We start from the raw sequence: 16105 nt of genomic DNA, 5'->3' as shown, positions 1-16105 counted from the left end.
AATTACAGATGTAGGTGTCCTCATAATTATTGTTGCCTATATCATTGATGACTGGATTTCGGCAACCTCGGATGTCTGAAAGGGTGGATTCAATATTGGTGTACTTTTGATATAAAAAGTATACCATTTCATCAAGAATATCAGTGTCTACGGACAAAGTCCTGGCCATCGTCCAACCCAGAGGGTACCGTCATAGGAATTCCGGTGAGGACATGGTTGGTCTATGTCCGTCCGTTCTATGAAAACTAGTGAGGTGGGTTATGAAGTCCAAGGACAACTTCGACAGAAGTGCCGAATCCGAAACCTTTGACCGTGAAATCAAGCGAGTGAACGTTGATTTCCCGGTATGGATGGTTAAGGAGATGGACGAGAAGGCCCGGAGGCTCGGTGTTTCCAGACAGGCTTTGGTCAAGGTCTGGATATCCGATTGTCTCCGGTCCGAGAACAAAATGGCCCTGTAGAGTAGGGCGACTGGGAGGTCGGATATACCATTTCTATACCTCCCAAGAATATACAAAAGATATACCTTTTACCCGCAGATATACTCCCGATGTATATTCCCCGCTCAAAACGATAAGTATTCCAAACAACTACATAGTGTGCCATTGAATGGCATTCAAGAGGTCGTGGGTTCGATTCCCTCCAGCTCCACCAATGAATTTAAAGGCTTAGAAGGTTTTCCTTCTAAGCCTTTTTTCGTGGAATATACAAAAAATATACAAATGAAATCGGGTGGATATGGGGGGCCTCGGCTTAGCCTTCCGATAAACTATCCACCTTATAAACACTGCTCAGTGGGCCGACAAAGTGGACCTACTTCTGGACTTGGTGCCGCAGAGCACGAATAAGAAAAGGAATACTTGATAATTACACCGTTGGGTGACGGACGAGTGCGCCCTATGAAATGATGAAACAAAGAAAAGCGGGAGTCCTTGACATGAAGCCGCATAAGAAAGGCCCGGAGGACAATCCTACGGGCCTTTTCATTTGCTAGAAAGCTGATGCTAGGCGCGCTTGCGACGCAGGAAGGCGATGCCGCCAAGGCCCGCCGCCAGCAGCAGGAAAGTGGACGGCTCGGGGGTTGCGACCGGGCTGGAATGCTGCACGTCGGGAGTGCCGATCTGCATGTTGTCCCAGTCAATATACCAGGTGATACCGGTGAAGGTTATTTGGGTGAACAATGCTTCCGTATCGATAATGCCCCAGAAATGAACGTCATTATTGAGGCCTCCTGCCACCACCTGATGCGGGATGTCCAACTCGGAATCGTTGTAGAAAAAGGAAAGATCGGATCCCTGATCCACGTCGATGATGTAAGTTCCAAAGGCGTTGATGGCTTGGCTGAACGTCAGAGTCAAAGGTCTGTTGTAAAGGTGCCACCTCTCATTTGCTACAGAGCCGGTGTTCGCGGTGGCGGTAATGCCGTTGCCGAAATCGATGGTGGTGCCCGAAGAGAAATCCTCGATGAAGACACTGGATAGGTTAGACTGGAATTGGGCTTCGGCTCCGGCCGGGGTCAGCGTGGCCCCTTGGTCGTCTCCGTAAAAAGTAATAACTTCGGCCATTGCCGGGGCACAGAGCGCCAGCGTCAGAATGAACGCGAAAAGAACACGGAACGCAGGCTTCATAACTCCTCCTGTTTTGGTGACGGGGAGATCTGAGCAACAATCGTTCCCTATCTATAGTCGTCCATAAAAACAATAAGCTATAGAATCTTGACGCATGATGACGTGCTCATGTCTTGTAAGTATTTCCGACAAAAGTGTTGGGTGTCGTTACATATCTTGCCTTTGTCCATGCATTGCCCGGATAAAAGAAAAGCCCTGACCGGAGAGTGGTCAGGGTGACCTACACCCGTGAAATAGGTCCACCGACAATGTGAGTTCTTCGGCGAAATCGACTATCAGAAAGTAGGAGGATTTCGTCGTGAAGAAATCAAGGTACACTGAAGAACAAATTGCCTTTGCCTTGCGCCAGGCCGAGCATGGGACTCCCGTGAAGGAGGTGATCCGTAAAATGGGGATCAGCGAGCAGACCTTCTATCGTTGGAAAAAGAAATACGGCGGTCGCGGCACCAGTGAACTTCGCCGTCTGAAGATGCTCGAAGAAGAAAACCGCAAGCTCAAGCAGATGGTGGCAGATCTGAGTCTCGACAAAGTCATGCTGCAGGACGTGCTGTCAAAAAAGCTCTGAGGCCTGGTCGTCGTCGGGAGTTGGTGGACGACCTCCGGGTCGATTACGACGTGAGCATCCGTCGTGCATGCCGCATCGCACTCATATCCCGGTCGCTGTATACTTACCGGCGAAAAAGCGACGATCAGGCCGAGCTCCGCATGAGAATTTGTGAAATTGCCGCAACCCGAGTTCGATATGGTTATCGGCGCATCCACGTTTTGCTTTGTCGAGAGGGCTGGGAAATCAACCACAAGCGCGTATACCGCCTCTACAAGGAGGAAGGACTGTTGCTCCGCAGCAAGCGGCCTAAACGCATCGTAAGTGCTATGCATCGTGAAAAGGCAGAAAGCGCAACACGGCCCGACGAAGTGTGGTCTATGGACTTCATGAGCGATGCTCTTTTCGATCGTAGGCTCAAGCTGATGACCGTAGTCGACAACTATACGCGGGAAAGTCTGGCCATCGAAGCCGGCCAAAGTATTACCGGTGAGCAAGTGACCGAGGTACTGGAAAAGATAGCCTGTGATCGCTCGCTGCCAGCTCGTATCAAGTGCGATAATGGACCGGAATTCACGTCAAAGGCCTTGGACAAATGGGCCTATGAACACCATGTTGAACTGGACTTTTCCAGGCCGGGAAAGCCTACGGACAACGGATATATCGAATCATTCAACGGTCGTTTCAGAGACGAATGCCTCAATGTGAACTGGTTCTTGTCTCTGGAGGATGCCCAGCGTAAGGTCGAGGCGTGGCGACTAGACTATAATGAGAGTCGTCCTCACTCGTCCCTGGGCAACCTGACGCCCATTGAGTTCGCCATCCATTCCGGGCAATTGCCCGGAATGGATGGGCTGGAAAGGCGCCGGGAACCCACACAAGCCCGGACCTAAAACGGGGGCATCACCAGCATCAGGTGATAGCACGATCAGATTGCACCTGACGTGGGGAGACATTTCTGGGGAGATCCATCTAACCCCAGTCCCTGAAGACTGTCGCCCGGGAGATTTTGCCAATACGTTTGCTGAGTTGAAGTTTGCTTTACGGGCTCTGGCGGATGATGAAGTTGGACAGGACGCTGCGGAGACCGATGCGTGGGTCAGACGGACCTGGGACGATATTCGTTCATATTGGGAAAAAGGCCTGACTGGAACAGACCTGCCGTGGGGCTACGTGACTACTAAAGGGCCTTGGCTTTTGGGATTGTAGCGACAACATTATTAGCCAGTGTCCGCTATATGTCCGCTTATTCCAAGACACCATGCGAAAACACCGACATTCCGCGCCTTCCGCACATCATGCGACAGGGAGCTTGAAGAGGCTTGGCGGCGAATAAATCCCTCTTTTTTAGTGTGTTGTGGTGCAATTCCCGTTGAACGCCCTCAAAAATGGCATTCAAGAGGTCGTGGGTTCGATTCCCTCCAGCTCCACCAATGATTATAAAGGCTTAGAAGGTTTTTCTTCTAGGCCTTTTTCGTGGGTTAGACCCAAAATATACAAGTTAATTCAGGGCGGATGGATTTGGCCTCAAGTCTCATGAGGGCGTTTATGATTTTCATGATGTTGGACGGCTTGAAGCCGATGGAGATGGATCAAGCGTAACCAAAGCCAGGGGGAATCCCTTCTCTTGGGTGCTAGGCTGCGAGGTCGCCCCCTTCGGCGGGAAGTGCGTGTATTGGCATAAGGTTGGAACATGAAAGGGGAGCAGGCCGTTTTTTTACAATAAGTAAAATCAGCTATGAGGAAACTGCTTTCATGGAATTCCCGGCCGCAAGCGTGCCTATTTCTTGTCGGCGAAACGTGCATGGTTCAGTTCGCTGATATCGATGGAGGGCGTTTCATCGCAGGCCATTTCGGACAAGACAGTGCCCACGGAGGGAGCGATCCCGAACCCATGGCCGGAGAAGCCGCATGCCAGAATCAATCCGGGGACCTCTTCGACATGGTCGAGAACCGGGACCTTGTCCTCGCACACATCAACCAAACCGACCCAGGTCCTGACCACCCTTGCGTGTTTCAAGGCAGGGATGTAGCTCAAGATGCCCTTGCAGGTCGCTGCGGTGGCCGTGGCCGGGGGATGGCTCGCAAGCCCCTTGATGCGGTCGGCATCCAGGGGGGATCCTCCGCCAAAGACAAAGGAGCCATGGGTCGTTTGATGACCGTAAAAGTCGGCCATGGCGGTTCCGAGCATCTGGTAGAACATGGGGGGCTGCGCGTCGGTGACCAGGGTGTCCAGCGCGATCCTCGTCATGGGTACGTCCACGCCCACGGTGTTGGAGATGGCGCGGCTTTCGTAGCCTGCGGCCAGGATGATTTTGTCCGCCTCGTATCCCCTGCGGGTGGTCACGACCTTTCTCGCCCGGCCCGCGACCGTTTTTATGGAAAGCACGCTTTGTTCAAAAAGAAAGGTCACTCCAAGCTGGCGTGCCTTGGCGTAGAATGCCGTCGTCGTCAGCAGGGGGTTCGCGTGCCCGTCGCTCGGGCACCAGCTGGCCCCTATCACTTCATCGGAAAGATACGGGCAGATTTCCCTGACTTCCTCCCCGGTCACCATTCTCACATCGAGGCCCAAGGACTCGGCAACGTCGGTAAGTCCGCGCAAAATTTCAAGATGCTCATCGGTTTTGCCCAGCCGGAGGTTGCCCTGCCGGTAGTACTCGACATCCGTCCCAAGCTCTTCGGAAAGATGCGGCCAAAGGTTCCGCACTCCGTACATGGCCAGTGGCAATTCTCTCTTGTCCCTGCCGGACTGGCGCACCCCCCCGCCATTGCGGCCTGATCCGCCATATCCGATCCCCTTTCCCTTTTCGAGGACAATGACCGTTTTGCCCTTTTTCGCCAGATAGTATGCGGTCGAACAACCTATGATCCCACCACCTATGATGATTACATCCGCGCTAGTCTTCATGTTCCCTCGGTTTCTGCAGATAGGCAGGTGGCTCGCACTCGGTCACCGCATAGCAGTCTTCTCTGATTTGTAGTGGCTTTACTTCCAGTTACGAATGGTTGGAGCGGCCGGGTTTCAGCTCGCTTCCTCGAATTCCAGATTCGCTAGCTGTTCAATGGTCAACGGCTGCAGAGGAGATCTGACCCGGGACAGGCCTATGGTCGCGATATCCAGTGAACCACTATCCGCGATGATTTCGGCGATTGTCGATGCGCACATCCGTCCCTGGCAGGGGCCCATTCCGGCTCGCGTCTGTCCCTTGATCTGAGCGGGGTGACGCGCTCCCTGGGCTACCGATTCGCGTATCCGGCCCGCGGTCAACTCCTCGCAGCGGCAGACGACAGTCGAATCGTCAGGGGGAACCAGCGCCTGGCGGCTTGGCGGAAAGACATGGTCGAGAAAGGGGCGAATCAGCCTTTCCCGCCGCATATCCTTGAGGTGGGGTTGCGCCAACCGGTTGCGCTCCGAGTCGGTGATCACCTCCAGATCGCAGGCGGTATTGATGGCGGCGAGATGCCCGGCGATTGCCGCCGCCTTGCCTCCGTCGATGCCGCCGGAATCACCCGCCACAGAAACTCCCGGAACGCTCGTTCGTCCCCATTGGTCGAGCAGCGGCCGCCAGTAACGCTGTGGGGCGTACCATTCGTGTTCACAGTTGAGCAGTTGGGTGAGGCGCAGGTTCGGGACGACCCCTTCGTGCAGCAGGACCGTTGCCGCGGCGACTTCCCGCTTCCTGCCGCGGCAGGTAAAGCGCAACCCTTCGGCCTGCCCGTTGCCGATTACAGCCAGATCGCGGCAGCCTAGGTACAGGGGAACACGGGCGCGTTTCAACTTCAGTCTCATCCGCAGGCCTTTGAGCAGATAATCGCTTCGGCGCAACGCCCCGGGCAGGAAGGGGACTGCCTTCAAGTAATCCCCCATACCGGCCGTCTCGACCATTGCGGCAACGTCGACTCCGTTGTCCACGAGGTGGCAGGCGGCCAGCAGCAGCAACGGGCCGCTACCCGCAAGCACGACCGGTCCTTGCGGCGTCATGTCCGAGGACTTGAACAGGATGTCCGCCGCTGCGGCGCCCATCACGCCGGGGAGCGTCCAGTTCGGGATCGGCACCGGCCGCTCCACGGCCCCGACGCTGAACAGGATCCGGCTCCCGCGCACCCGCCGCAATGTATTAGCGGACAATATATCAACACTGAAACCGTTCTCTATGTTCCAGACGGTTGCGTTCGGCAGATAGGTGACGCCGGATGCACGAAAATCCTTCACAAGTCGGCTGCCGGCAAAGTAGTCCTCACCGAGAACATGCGCGTTTTCCGGAAGGCTTCTCTCGATTGAACGGTATATCTGCCCGCCCGGTTCCGGCTGTTCATCCACCAGCAGCGCCGAAAGGCCCAATTGGTCGGCAGTGACCGCCGCCGCAAGCCCGCCGGGCCCGGCACCGACAATAATCAGATCGTAGAGCTTATTCATTGGTCAAATCCTTTGCGCCGCGCTGCCGGTTGACGACCATGCCCTCCTGCACTTGGATTTTGCAGGCCTGTTGATTGGGAACGCCGTTGATCTCCATGAGACATTCATAGCAGACGCCCATGTGGCAGTATGCCGCTCGATGCGCGCCGCTGATCGGCGAGGTCCGGTTGAAGCCCGCTCCGGCCGCCATGACAGCGGCTATAACGGTTTCCGTCGCAGGAACCTCCAATCGTTCCCCCTCGAAAATGATGTTCACCCGTTCTACTCCGGGCCTGTTTTCATGTAATCTTTTAAGCATCTGGAACTCCTGATGGTCAGTGCGTACCTTGTGTGGCTTGTCTCGGTGGGGTGTGGCGTGTCGATCTGAAATCCAACAGTTTACATCCCGTTTCCCGGCAGCTGGTTAGATTTTTCGCGGATCGGTCATGTTTTCGGGAAGCAGGATTTCGTCCAGCTGTTCCTTGGTAAGCGTCCCCTTGGCCAGTACGATGTCATACACGCTGGCGCCGCTTCCAAGGGCTTCCTTGGCGATTGCCGCAGACTGCTCATACCCGATGACCGGCACCAATGCGGTCACCAGGCCGATGCTGCTTTGGACATAGCTCCTGCAGACATCCCTGTTGGCCTCGATACCGCTTATGCAGCGTTCCACCAGGGATATGCAGCCGTTTTTCAGGATCATCATGCCGTGGAGCAGGTCGTATGCGATGATCGGTTCAGCCATGCAGAGTTCCAGCTCGCTGGATTCGGCGGCCATGGAAACCACCGTGTCATATCCCATGACCTGGTAGCATATCTGGTTCATCACTTCGGGGAGTACCGGATTGACCTTGCCGGGCATGATCGAGGAGCCGGGCTGCATCGGCGGCAGATTGATCTCGTTCAGGCCGCATCGCGGACCGGAAGAGAGCGAACGGAGATCATTGCATATTTTGGAGATCTGTACGGCCACCAGCTTCAGGCTGGCCGACATCCGTACGAAGATTCCCGCATTCTGCGTCGCTTCCACCAGGTTCTTGGCTCTGCGGACCGGAAAACCGCTTATCGCCGCGAGCTTTCTGGCCACCAGGTCGGCATACCCGGGAGGGCTGTTGATGCCGGTGCCGATGGCCGTCGCTCCCAGGTTGATGTCGAGAAATGCTTCGGCGGTTTGTTCCAGGGCGTCGATTGAGCTGTCTATCATCACCGCGTAGGCGCTGAATTCCTGGCCAAGGGTCATGGGAACGGCATCCTGATTTTCCGTACGTCCCATCTTGAGCACATCCTTGAAGCTCTCCCCCTTGCTCGCCAGCGCGTTGCGCAGAATCCGCAGGGAACGAATGAGGTCGCAGTTGGAAAGCAGGACCGCCAGCTTGATGGCCGTCGGATACACATCGTTGGTCGATTGAGAGCAGTTCACATGATCATTGGGGTGCAGGTATTGGTACTCTCCCTTGTTGTGCCCCATGATCTCCAGACCACGGTTCGCAATGACCTCATTGGCGTTCATGTTGGTCGAGGTCCCCGCGCCCCCCTGGAACATGTCGACGGTGAAATGTTCGTGCAGCTGGCCATTCAGGATTTCATCGCAGGCCTGGCAGATGGCGTTCATCCTGGCGTCGTCGAGGACGCCCAACGCATGGTTCGTCAGGGATGCCGCTTTTTTCACCATGGCCAGGGCGTCGATCATATGGTCGAAGTTGTTCAGGTGAATCCCGGAAATGGCGAAGTTCTCCATGGCCCGCTGGGTCTGGACGCCATAGTAGACGTGGTTGAAGATATCCCTTGTCCCGAGAGAGTCCTTCTCCTGACGCAACCCGCTGATCAACAGGCTCTGACTGTCCTTTCTCTCATGGACGCAGTCGGCAAGCATGCGCATGCGGCGGTTGATTCCCACCGCGATCTGGGCAACCGCGCGGTAAAACAACTCCGGGTTGTTTTCCTTGAGTGATTGGATGTTCTCCTCGGCGATTTGCCAGATTCTGACTCCGGTTCGTGTGAACGCACCGTTCGAATGCGAATTGTTCTCGAGGAACGCGCCTTCGCTGACCATGGATCCGGACACTATCGTGCCGACCTTCCGGCAAGCGCCGTGGAGGCCGCGCATCAGCTCGAGCTCGCCCTCAAGGATGATCCCCGCCCATCGGCGCGGACTGGATTCATGGAATACCCATTCGTTTGGCGGGTATATCCGTTCCTCGCCCTCAGCGAGCAAGAGGTTCAGGTCCTTTTCGTTGATGCCCGTTGACCTGGCTGCCTGACGGATGACGGACTGTTGAATTTTCATAGTAGGTTACAGCTATTCTCTTGGAATTAAGCAGTTGATGACGAGGATGTCGCCCGGCGGAGGATCCTGCCAGCCCGAACACCGTGTCCGCGCACATGGCCGCCTAGTGGGCGACGCCGAGGGTTTCGCTTTCGCTGTTGATGATCCGCTCCAACCGTTCAAGAGCCCGGGCTGTCATGCCCACCTGATCCGGAGGATAGGCGACATGGTACTGGAGGGGGGGCAGGGCGAGAAAGGCCAGCCCGCCGCCATAGGGGGTGAGCGCGACGGTCGCCTTCCCGCCGGAGATCGAAATGGTCAGCCCTCCCAGGTCCAACTGCCGAAGCTCCGTCATGAGCAAGGTGTCGGCGTGCAACCGGTCCAACAAGGATTGGGCCTTGTCGCTTCTTCCCTTGCAACGGAATCTCCCGTTGCTGAAATGCAGTACGCAGTGTTGCGTTGACTCCACTTCCCGTTCCAGGCGGAGGTTGACGGACATCGTCCCGCCCAACAACTGGCGCTGCCACGTCTGGACCGCCATCAGGCCTTGCAGCGTATTGGGAAGGTTGGAGAAACGCACATCGCCGTCTTCCGTCAGCTCCGCATCGCCCCACAGCCCGGCAAAAAGGCGCGAGGTGTGGAGGATTGCCTCGTTGGCGGCATTGACCCGTTTTCTTCTCGATCGGAACATGGTGGCCTCCGCTTGGCAGTCTAGATGTTCTGGTCGCCTGAACGGATGGTATAGGCCTCGACGACCGGAAGGACGAACACCCTGCCGTCACCGTGGTTGCCATCCCCTGTCCGCGCCGCCTTCATGATGGTGTTCACGGCGGCGTCTTTCTGCTCGTCATCGACAAAGGTCTGTATCATTTCCTTGGGCAGTTCCTTGTACATGGTGTTGCCGACTTTCAGACCGCTCTGTTTTCCCCGGCCGATGACCGGGAATTTCGTCATGCCGTACACGCCGATTTCGGCAAGCGCATCAGTGACTTCACCTATTTTCTCGGGACGGATGATGGACTGTATGAGGTACATGATGTCTCCTTTTGTTCGTGACTATTCGTTGGTTGAGACGACAGCCGGCTTGGTGTTGGCCGCGCCGCAGTTCGGGCCGCAGCCGGGATTGATGACAAAGGTGGCCGGTATGCCGTTCTTATAGAGCTCTTTTTCCACCAGGCCCCATTCCTCCTGGGCCGCCTGGATGTCCATCGGGCGGAACATGGGTTCCTTGACGACGAAACGGAGCCAGAAGACGACGTAGAGGAGGGTGCCGGTGACCATGATCGCGACCAGGCGGAATATGGTGCTTTCCATTTCCGGAGGCGCGATGTTGATGACGGCGTAGCCCATGCCCAGAGAGCCGAGAATCTGCGGCATCGGATGGAACGGGGTTTTGTAGGGGCGTTTGAAGTTCGGGTAGCGGCGGCGGAGGAGGATGACGTCGATGTGGGCGATGATGTAGGCGAAGAGCCAGGAACAGCAGGCCGCCAGGATGTATATGATCAGGTTCGGGGCCTTGTGGATGCCGCCGAAGAAGAAGAGCCCCATGGCTCCGGCCATGAACAGGATGCCGATCCACGGGGTATGGAAGCGCGGGTGAATGGAGCGAAACACCTTGGGCAGTTCGCGGCTGACGGCCATGCCGTAGAGCATGCGCGGGACCACGCCGATGACCGTATTGATCGTGCTCGCGCTGGCGAAGATGGATACTATGGCGATCCAGATCATGCCGGGTCTGCCGAGCATGGCCAGCGCCATGTCGATGTGGGGGTGGTTGGAGTTGGCGAGCTGTTCAGCGGGCACGTACTTGAGCGAGGCATATCCGTAGACGAGGTTGACGCAGAAGATGGCCAGCAGACCGTAGAACATGGCTTTGGGAATGTTCTTTTGCGGATTTTTGGTTTCCTGCGCCATGGGGGTGACGAACTCGATGCCGATATACAGCCAGATGGCCAGGGCGGTCAGGCCAAAGACGCTCATGCCCATGGGGTTGAAGGGCTGCTCCGGCAGCACCGGTGGCGGGAGGGTGCCTATGCCGGTAAGGCCGATGATTCCGAGCAACGCCATGGATATCATCATGGTCAGTGTGAACACGATTTGCAGCCTGGCGAAGATGTCCACACCGACGACGTTTGTCACGGTCAGTACGATCAGAAGCAGGCCGCCCCATACGATGGGGGGGATTCCCGGGGCAAAGGTTTCGGTGATGACCGCGCCGGCCACGGCCAACTCCGCGGGCGCGGCGACCATGTTGGGAATGACGTACGCCAGGATGACCGCCGCCATGGCGGGCAGGGCCCCCATCGCGACTTTGGTGTAGGAACGGAGCCCTCCCGCATGGGGCATCATGCAGGAAAGCTCTGAATAGCTCTGGGCCGAGAAGAGTTGCAGGATCCAGGCGGTGGCCATGGCGAAGACAAAGCCGCCGCCGGCCAATCCCATGCCCTGGCCGAGCGATACCAGGGTGCTGGAAGCGACCACCAGTCCCACCGCTACGGAAAAGCAGGAGAAAAAGCCGAGTGTCTTCCGTAATTCCGTTTTCATGCTGCACTCCAAGATTATAAGTCTTACCAGTTTGTTATGACGATTCGAGCCTCGGGCTTAATCGGGCCACGCGGTTTATTCGCTACGCCGGGTAGGGGGCGGATTCCTTCGGCGCAGAGGGCTCTTTCAATGAGTCCGCCCTCCATGCCTTTCCCGGAGCGGCATCAGGCCAGATAGGGCTTTTCCCAGAGGTTGAGCGTCGTGCCTATGCCCTTTTTCAATGCGTTGCGGTAAACAGTGGTTCCCCAGGCCACATCCTCGATGGGCATGCCTCCGACCGAATAGATGATGGTTTCGTCATCGCTTTCGCGCGCCGGCAGTTTCCCCGTAATGATGTCGCCCAGATCCTGGAGCTGTTGCTTGTTCATCCGTCCATCCGCGATGAGGTCCATGCAATGCACGGCCGGGATGGGGACGGTGTGATAGGCCGGATACGGCATCTCTTCGGCCCAGGCCTCATAGAGCCCGACGTAATCCGCGACGTTGCGGGCGCGATTGAGGATGAAATCGTCGTCGAAACGTCCTGCCGCCGGGCAGCAGATGACCGCGCCGGGCTTGATCCATTCTTCCTTGATGTAGGGGTACTTGCTGACGTCGCCCGTGGGGGAGGAGGTGCCCACGCAGACGATGTCGGCATCGCGGACGGCTTCCGCAATGCTGTCGACGACTTCGATCGTCGTTACGGACGGGTAGTTGTCTTTGACGTAGTCAATGAAACTGCGGATGGATTTCTCGCCGCGTCCTTTGACCTTGACGCACTCGATACCGGGACGGACCGCCATGAAGGCGGCGAAAGCCGTTTTGCTCATGACGCCGGGGCCGACGATGCCCACGACCCGGCTTTCCTCGCGGGCGAGATAGCGCACGCCCACACCGGGGATCGCGCCGGTGCGATAGGCGCTGAGGATATTGGCCGACATGTAGGCCAGCGGCGCACCCGTGTCCTTGTCGTTCAGCGTCAGCATCAGAATGGAGCGCGGCAGTTCCTTTTCCCTGTTGGCGGTGTTCGATCCATACCATTTCATGCCGACCATATCGAACTGGCCGCCCAGGTATGCGGGCATGGCCATGAATCGCCGGTCGGGGCCGTCCAGCGGCATGTTCGGAAAAGGAGACTCTTCGGGGAAGACCATCATGACGCCATGGGAGTTGTTGCCCGCTCCGCCCATGCGAAAATCGCCCATCTTGAGCAGGCGGAACATCTCTTCCATCGCGTCCACGCAGCCGGCCATGTCGGTCACGCCCGCCTCGATCATGTCGTCTTCGTTCAGGTACAGAAAATCTATCTTCGGATTCGTCATTGTCTTGTCTCCCGAATGGATAAGAGTGTTAAACGAGTTCGCATCCGATGTGTGCTTCGAGCTCTATCTCGACAAGCTGGGTCGGGCGGTTCAGTTTGGGGGTTTCAACCATGGTGAAGAGCGGCCTTATTGTTTTGAAACGTTCGCTGTAGGCAGCGCCCACCTCCTGGGCCAGGGCCATGTCCGTCACGTAAGCCTTTACCTTGATCACATCCGAAGCCTTGGCCCCGGCCTGCGCCAGCAGATCGATGAATTTGGTGAATATGTATGCGGCCTGTTCCCGGGCCGTTTCGCCGGCCACAGTCCCGTCCGGCAGCACCGCGGTGGTGCCGCCGATGTAGACGTGGTCTCCGACTTTCACCATTCGGGAATATCCGGCGATGTCTTCCAACGGTGCTCCGGACGAATAATTGATACGTTGCATGATGCTGTCTCCTTGCAAGCTGAACTGTGCGGTCAACTCCTGTTGAGCAGAACCGCACGGCCATATTGGAAAAAACGGAACAGCTTTGTCACAGCAGGTGGGGCGGCGAAGGGTGGTTTTGTATTTTATTATGTTATTTCAAGATGTTGATTCGGCAGTGCCGATGTACTGAAAATTAAAATTTTTACAAAACCATACAAAGTATTACAATCATCGACTACTTTAACGCCAGTATTTAACGTTTGTGTAGAAAAAAGTGGTGAACGTTTGACGAGGACCCGCATAATCCAGGCTGAATTAACTGACGTGTTTTCGGGGGGTTGCCCGGTGGCGGGAGAGAAAGGCTATTCAGGGGGCTTGGTCCTGGCGTTGTTGTTGCAGAAGTTGCTCAGCCAGGAGGTGGAATGTGAATGTAGAGAAAGCCTACATGCCGGAACAGCCTTTTTTCGAACTGTCGACGGAGGCGTACGTTTCTCGATTGGCTCTTTGTGACAGGGGCTTGGCCCAGTACTACAGCTTTGTGGTCGCTCCTGATACCGACAAGAGCATTGTCGCCGTCCCGGACGGAACCGTGGACATTGTCATCCAGTGTTCAGGCAGTCGGCCCGCGGCGCAGGTGTGCGGTTCCGTCAAGAAGGGGACCCAGGTGAAATTCGAGCCGGGGCTTCAGTATTTCGGGGCTCGGTTCTTCCCCGGGACAGCGGACGAGCTGTTGCAGTGTCCCCTCAATCAATTCACGGACCAGCGCATTCCTCTTGGCGATGTGTATCGAAACGCGGAGGAGTTGGTGGAGTGCATCTGCACGGCTGAATCGTTTGGGGAGCGCATACGGTTGTTTGAAAAATACCACGAAAAACGATCCCGGGAGCGGTCCGGTGTTTCCGCCCTGGTCTTATCTCTGATCGACAAGATCAACAGGGCCCATGGCGACATCAGGGTCGCGGACTTGGCCGAGGAGGCTGGTTTCTCGGTCCGCCATATCAGCAATCTGTTCTCACGAACCGTGGGCATCTCGCCGAAATTCTATTCCCGTATTGTGCGTTTTCAACGGTGCTTCGGGTTGCTGCGCAAGCACGATGAGCTGTCATATGCCAACCTCGCGCAGGACGGCGGGTATTATGACCAGGCGCATTTGATCAATGAATTTCGGGAATTTTCACTGTGTACCCCCGCCCAGGCCTTGGGGGTATGCGGATAGTGGGATATTGTTCCCTCTTCATTGCCCTCAAAATTGCGTCAAACTGATCGGGCCTCCGTACCTGTCCGCTTCATCGAACTCGGCTGCCGGCCAGGCGGAGGGCATGGACATCGATGCAATGGTCTTTCGCCCACATGCTTTGCTGAGAATAGAACGCCAACGAGGATGGCCTTCAAGAGGTCATGGGTTCAATCCCCTCCATCTCCACCAATGAATTTCAAGAGGGTGTCCAGTGATCTGGATGCCCTCTTCTTTTGTTGGGTGAATAGTCCTTGTATCTCTTCTCGCATGGCCCGACGGGAGTCGTGTTCAGCCTGAAATCGGAAAGGGAAATTCTTTCAATTTGGGGGGAAATTTGGCATAGAGGGCCCCTGTGTAGAGCTTGGTCTTAATCAATTCAAAGGGATGCAATATGACGATATTGGGGACGGCAAAAACCGCATCGGCAAAGAAGATGATGCTTCTTGGCGGTGGCGAGCTTGGCAAGGAAGTTGTGATTGAAGCGCAGCGTCTCGGCATTGAGGTTGTTGTGGTTGATCGCTATGAAGATACCCCCGCCATGCAGGTGGCGCACCGCTCTTATACCATGTCCATGTTGGATGGCGACGCGCTTCGCCGGGTTATCACAGACGAGAAGCCGGACTATATCGTGCCTGAGATCGAGGCTATCGCCACGTCTGCTTTGGTCGAGCTTGAAAAAGAGGGATTCAATGTCGTCCCTACCGCCAATGCGACGAAGCTGACGATGGATCGCGAAGGCATCCGGCGGCTGGCCGCCGAGGAGGTTGGCCTGACCACTTCGCCCTACCGCTTCGCCGACACGGAGGAAGAATACCGGGCGGCAGTGGCTGAACTCGGTATTCCCTGTGTGATCAAGCCCGTCATGAGTTCCTCCGGGAAAGGGCAGTCCACCGTGAAGAGTGAGGCTGATATCCAAAAGGCTTGGGATTATTCCCAGTCTGGCGGCCGTACAGGTGAAGGGCGTGTCATTATCGAAAAATTTGTCCCTTTTGACTATGAGATTACCCTGTTGACCGTGCGCCACGTTGATGGAACGACGTTCTGCGAGCCGATTGGGCACCGGCAGGAAAATGGGGATTACCGCGAATCCTGGCAGCCGCAACCCATGAGTGAGGCGACCCTTGCGAAAGCTCAGGAGTATGCGCGCAAGATCTCCGATGCCTTGGGCGGGCGCGGCCTTTTCGGGGTTGAACTCTTTGTCAAAGATGATGACGTTATCTTCAGTGAAGTTTCCCCCCGCCCTCACGATACAGGATTGGTGACCGTCATCTCTCAGGACCTGAGCGAATTCGCCCTGCATGTGAGAGCCGTTTTGGGCTTGCCGATTCCGGGTATTCGCCAATACGGGGCCGCCGCTTCGAGTGTGATTCTATCCAATGGCACATCGGACAAGCCCGCCTTTGGCGGCGTTGATGCGGCGCTTCGTGAGGCTGATACCAAGGTCTTGATCTTCGGGAAGGGCGAATGCGCCGGAGTCCGGCGTCTCGGCGTTGCCTTGGCCCTTGCCGACGACGTTGAGGGTGCCGTGGAGAAGGCAAAGAGAGTTTCATCTGCCGTAACCGTTTTGTATTAGAAGCACTTTGAACCGATCCTATGGCTGGTGAGAGTCTGTGGAGCGGGGGATTGGCGCTCGCCTCCTTTCCCTTTCATTAGACTCGCTCGTTGCATAGGACAAAGCAAACGCCCCCTCGCTGCTTGCATGGCCTTCAAGAGGTCGTGGGTTCAATCCTCTTCAGCTCCACCGGAAAGCTTGAGGCTTGGAAGTTCGCTTCCAAGCCTCTTT

14 protein-coding genes are annotated in these 16105 nt (G+C 56.3%); 4 read left to right on the top strand and 10 right to left on the bottom strand.

The window, feature by feature from the left end:
* The first annotated feature begins 260 nt into the window (after nt 1-260).
* On the top strand, nt 261-461 hold the full coding sequence (brnA, locus tag ACR42D_RS14865; protein WP_484567577.1) for a type II toxin-antitoxin system BrnA family antitoxin: 201 nt from the start codon (nt 261-263) through the stop codon (nt 459-461).
* A gap of 543 nt (nt 462-1004) precedes the next feature.
* On the opposite strand, the gene ACR42D_RS14860 is transcribed toward brnA, so the two are convergent.
* Nucleotides 1005-1628 (bottom strand): PEP-CTERM sorting domain-containing protein, encoded by a 624-nt coding sequence (locus ACR42D_RS14860; RefSeq protein WP_484567576.1) that lies wholly within the window; start codon nt 1626-1628, stop codon nt 1005-1007.
* Nucleotides 1629-1926: 298 nt separating this feature from the next.
* Between ACR42D_RS14860 and ACR42D_RS14855 the strand changes: the two genes are divergently transcribed.
* Nucleotides 1927-3065, top strand: a protein-coding gene (locus tag ACR42D_RS14855) for an IS3 family transposase (protein ID WP_484567575.1) whose coding sequence is annotated in 2 segments (ribosomal slippage) — nt 1927-2191 and nt 2191-3065 — 1140 coding nt in all. Because the reading frame shifts where the segments join, the coding sequence is not laid out codon by codon here.
* 887 nt (nt 3066-3952) lie between these two features.
* Here the strand turns inward: ACR42D_RS14855 and ACR42D_RS14850 are convergent.
* From ACR42D_RS14850 to ACR42D_RS14810, 9 genes are all read right to left on the bottom strand, one after another.
* The gene (locus tag ACR42D_RS14850) at nt 3953-5080 is read right to left on the bottom strand and encodes an NAD(P)/FAD-dependent oxidoreductase (protein WP_484567574.1); all 1128 of its coding nucleotides are present in this window, start codon (nt 5078-5080) and stop codon (nt 3953-3955) included.
* Nucleotides 5081-5194: 114 nt separating this feature from the next.
* Nucleotides 5195-6589, bottom strand: a complete 1395-nt coding sequence (locus ACR42D_RS14845; RefSeq protein WP_484567573.1) for an FAD/NAD(P)-dependent oxidoreductase — start codon at nt 6587-6589, stop codon at nt 5195-5197.
* Entirely contained in the window at nt 6582-6887 is a 306-nt protein-coding gene (locus tag ACR42D_RS14840; RefSeq protein ID WP_484567572.1) for a (2Fe-2S)-binding protein, read from the bottom strand. Before ACR42D_RS14840 ends, ACR42D_RS14845 begins: the two co-directional genes overlap by 8 nt.
* Nucleotides 6888-6992: 105 nt before the next feature.
* Nucleotides 6993-8855: an aspartate ammonia-lyase gene (locus tag ACR42D_RS14835; protein ID WP_484567571.1), complete on the bottom strand. Its 1863-nt coding sequence runs from the start codon at nt 8853-8855 to the stop codon at nt 6993-6995.
* 103 nt (nt 8856-8958) lie between these two features.
* Nucleotides 8959-9525, bottom strand: coding sequence for a DUF3156 family protein (locus ACR42D_RS14830; RefSeq protein ID WP_484567570.1), 567 nt, complete (start codon nt 9523-9525; stop codon nt 8959-8961).
* Between the two features lie 20 nt (nt 9526-9545).
* Nucleotides 9546-9869, bottom strand: coding sequence for a P-II family nitrogen regulator (locus tag ACR42D_RS14825; protein ID WP_484567569.1), 324 nt, complete (start codon nt 9867-9869; stop codon nt 9546-9548).
* Nucleotides 9870-9890: 21 nt separating this feature from the next.
* Nucleotides 9891-11378: an APC family permease gene (locus ACR42D_RS14820; protein ID WP_484567568.1), complete on the bottom strand. Its 1488-nt coding sequence runs from the start codon at nt 11376-11378 to the stop codon at nt 9891-9893.
* A 164-nt stretch (nt 11379-11542) separates the two neighbouring features.
* The gene (locus ACR42D_RS14815; protein ID WP_484567567.1) at nt 11543-12679 is read right to left on the bottom strand and encodes an ornithine cyclodeaminase family protein; all 1137 of its coding nucleotides are present in this window, start codon (nt 12677-12679) and stop codon (nt 11543-11545) included.
* Between the two features lie 28 nt (nt 12680-12707).
* A complete protein-coding gene (locus ACR42D_RS14810; protein ID WP_484567566.1) occupies nt 12708-13103 on the bottom strand; it encodes a Rid family hydrolase in 396 nt (131 codons plus the stop codon).
* A gap of 406 nt (nt 13104-13509) precedes the next feature.
* Here ACR42D_RS14810 and ACR42D_RS14805 point away from each other — a divergent pair, with 406 nt between their 5' ends.
* Nucleotides 13510-14301 (top strand): helix-turn-helix domain-containing protein, encoded by a 792-nt coding sequence (locus ACR42D_RS14805; RefSeq protein ID WP_484567565.1) that lies wholly within the window; start codon nt 13510-13512, stop codon nt 14299-14301.
* Between the two features lie 412 nt (nt 14302-14713).
* Nucleotides 14714-15895, top strand: coding sequence for a formate-dependent phosphoribosylglycinamide formyltransferase (gene purT, locus ACR42D_RS14800; protein ID WP_484567564.1), 1182 nt, complete (start codon nt 14714-14716; stop codon nt 15893-15895).
* Nucleotides 15896-16105 lie beyond the last annotated feature (210 nt).

Source organism: Pseudodesulfovibrio sp. lm2024, from assembly GCF_051175575.1.
Classification (GTDB): domain Bacteria; phylum Desulfobacterota; class Desulfovibrionia; order Desulfovibrionales; family Desulfovibrionaceae; genus Pseudodesulfovibrio; species Pseudodesulfovibrio caledoniensis.
The sequence above is the reverse complement of the archived record's forward strand: the minus strand, read 5'-3'. Positions and strand labels throughout refer to the sequence as shown.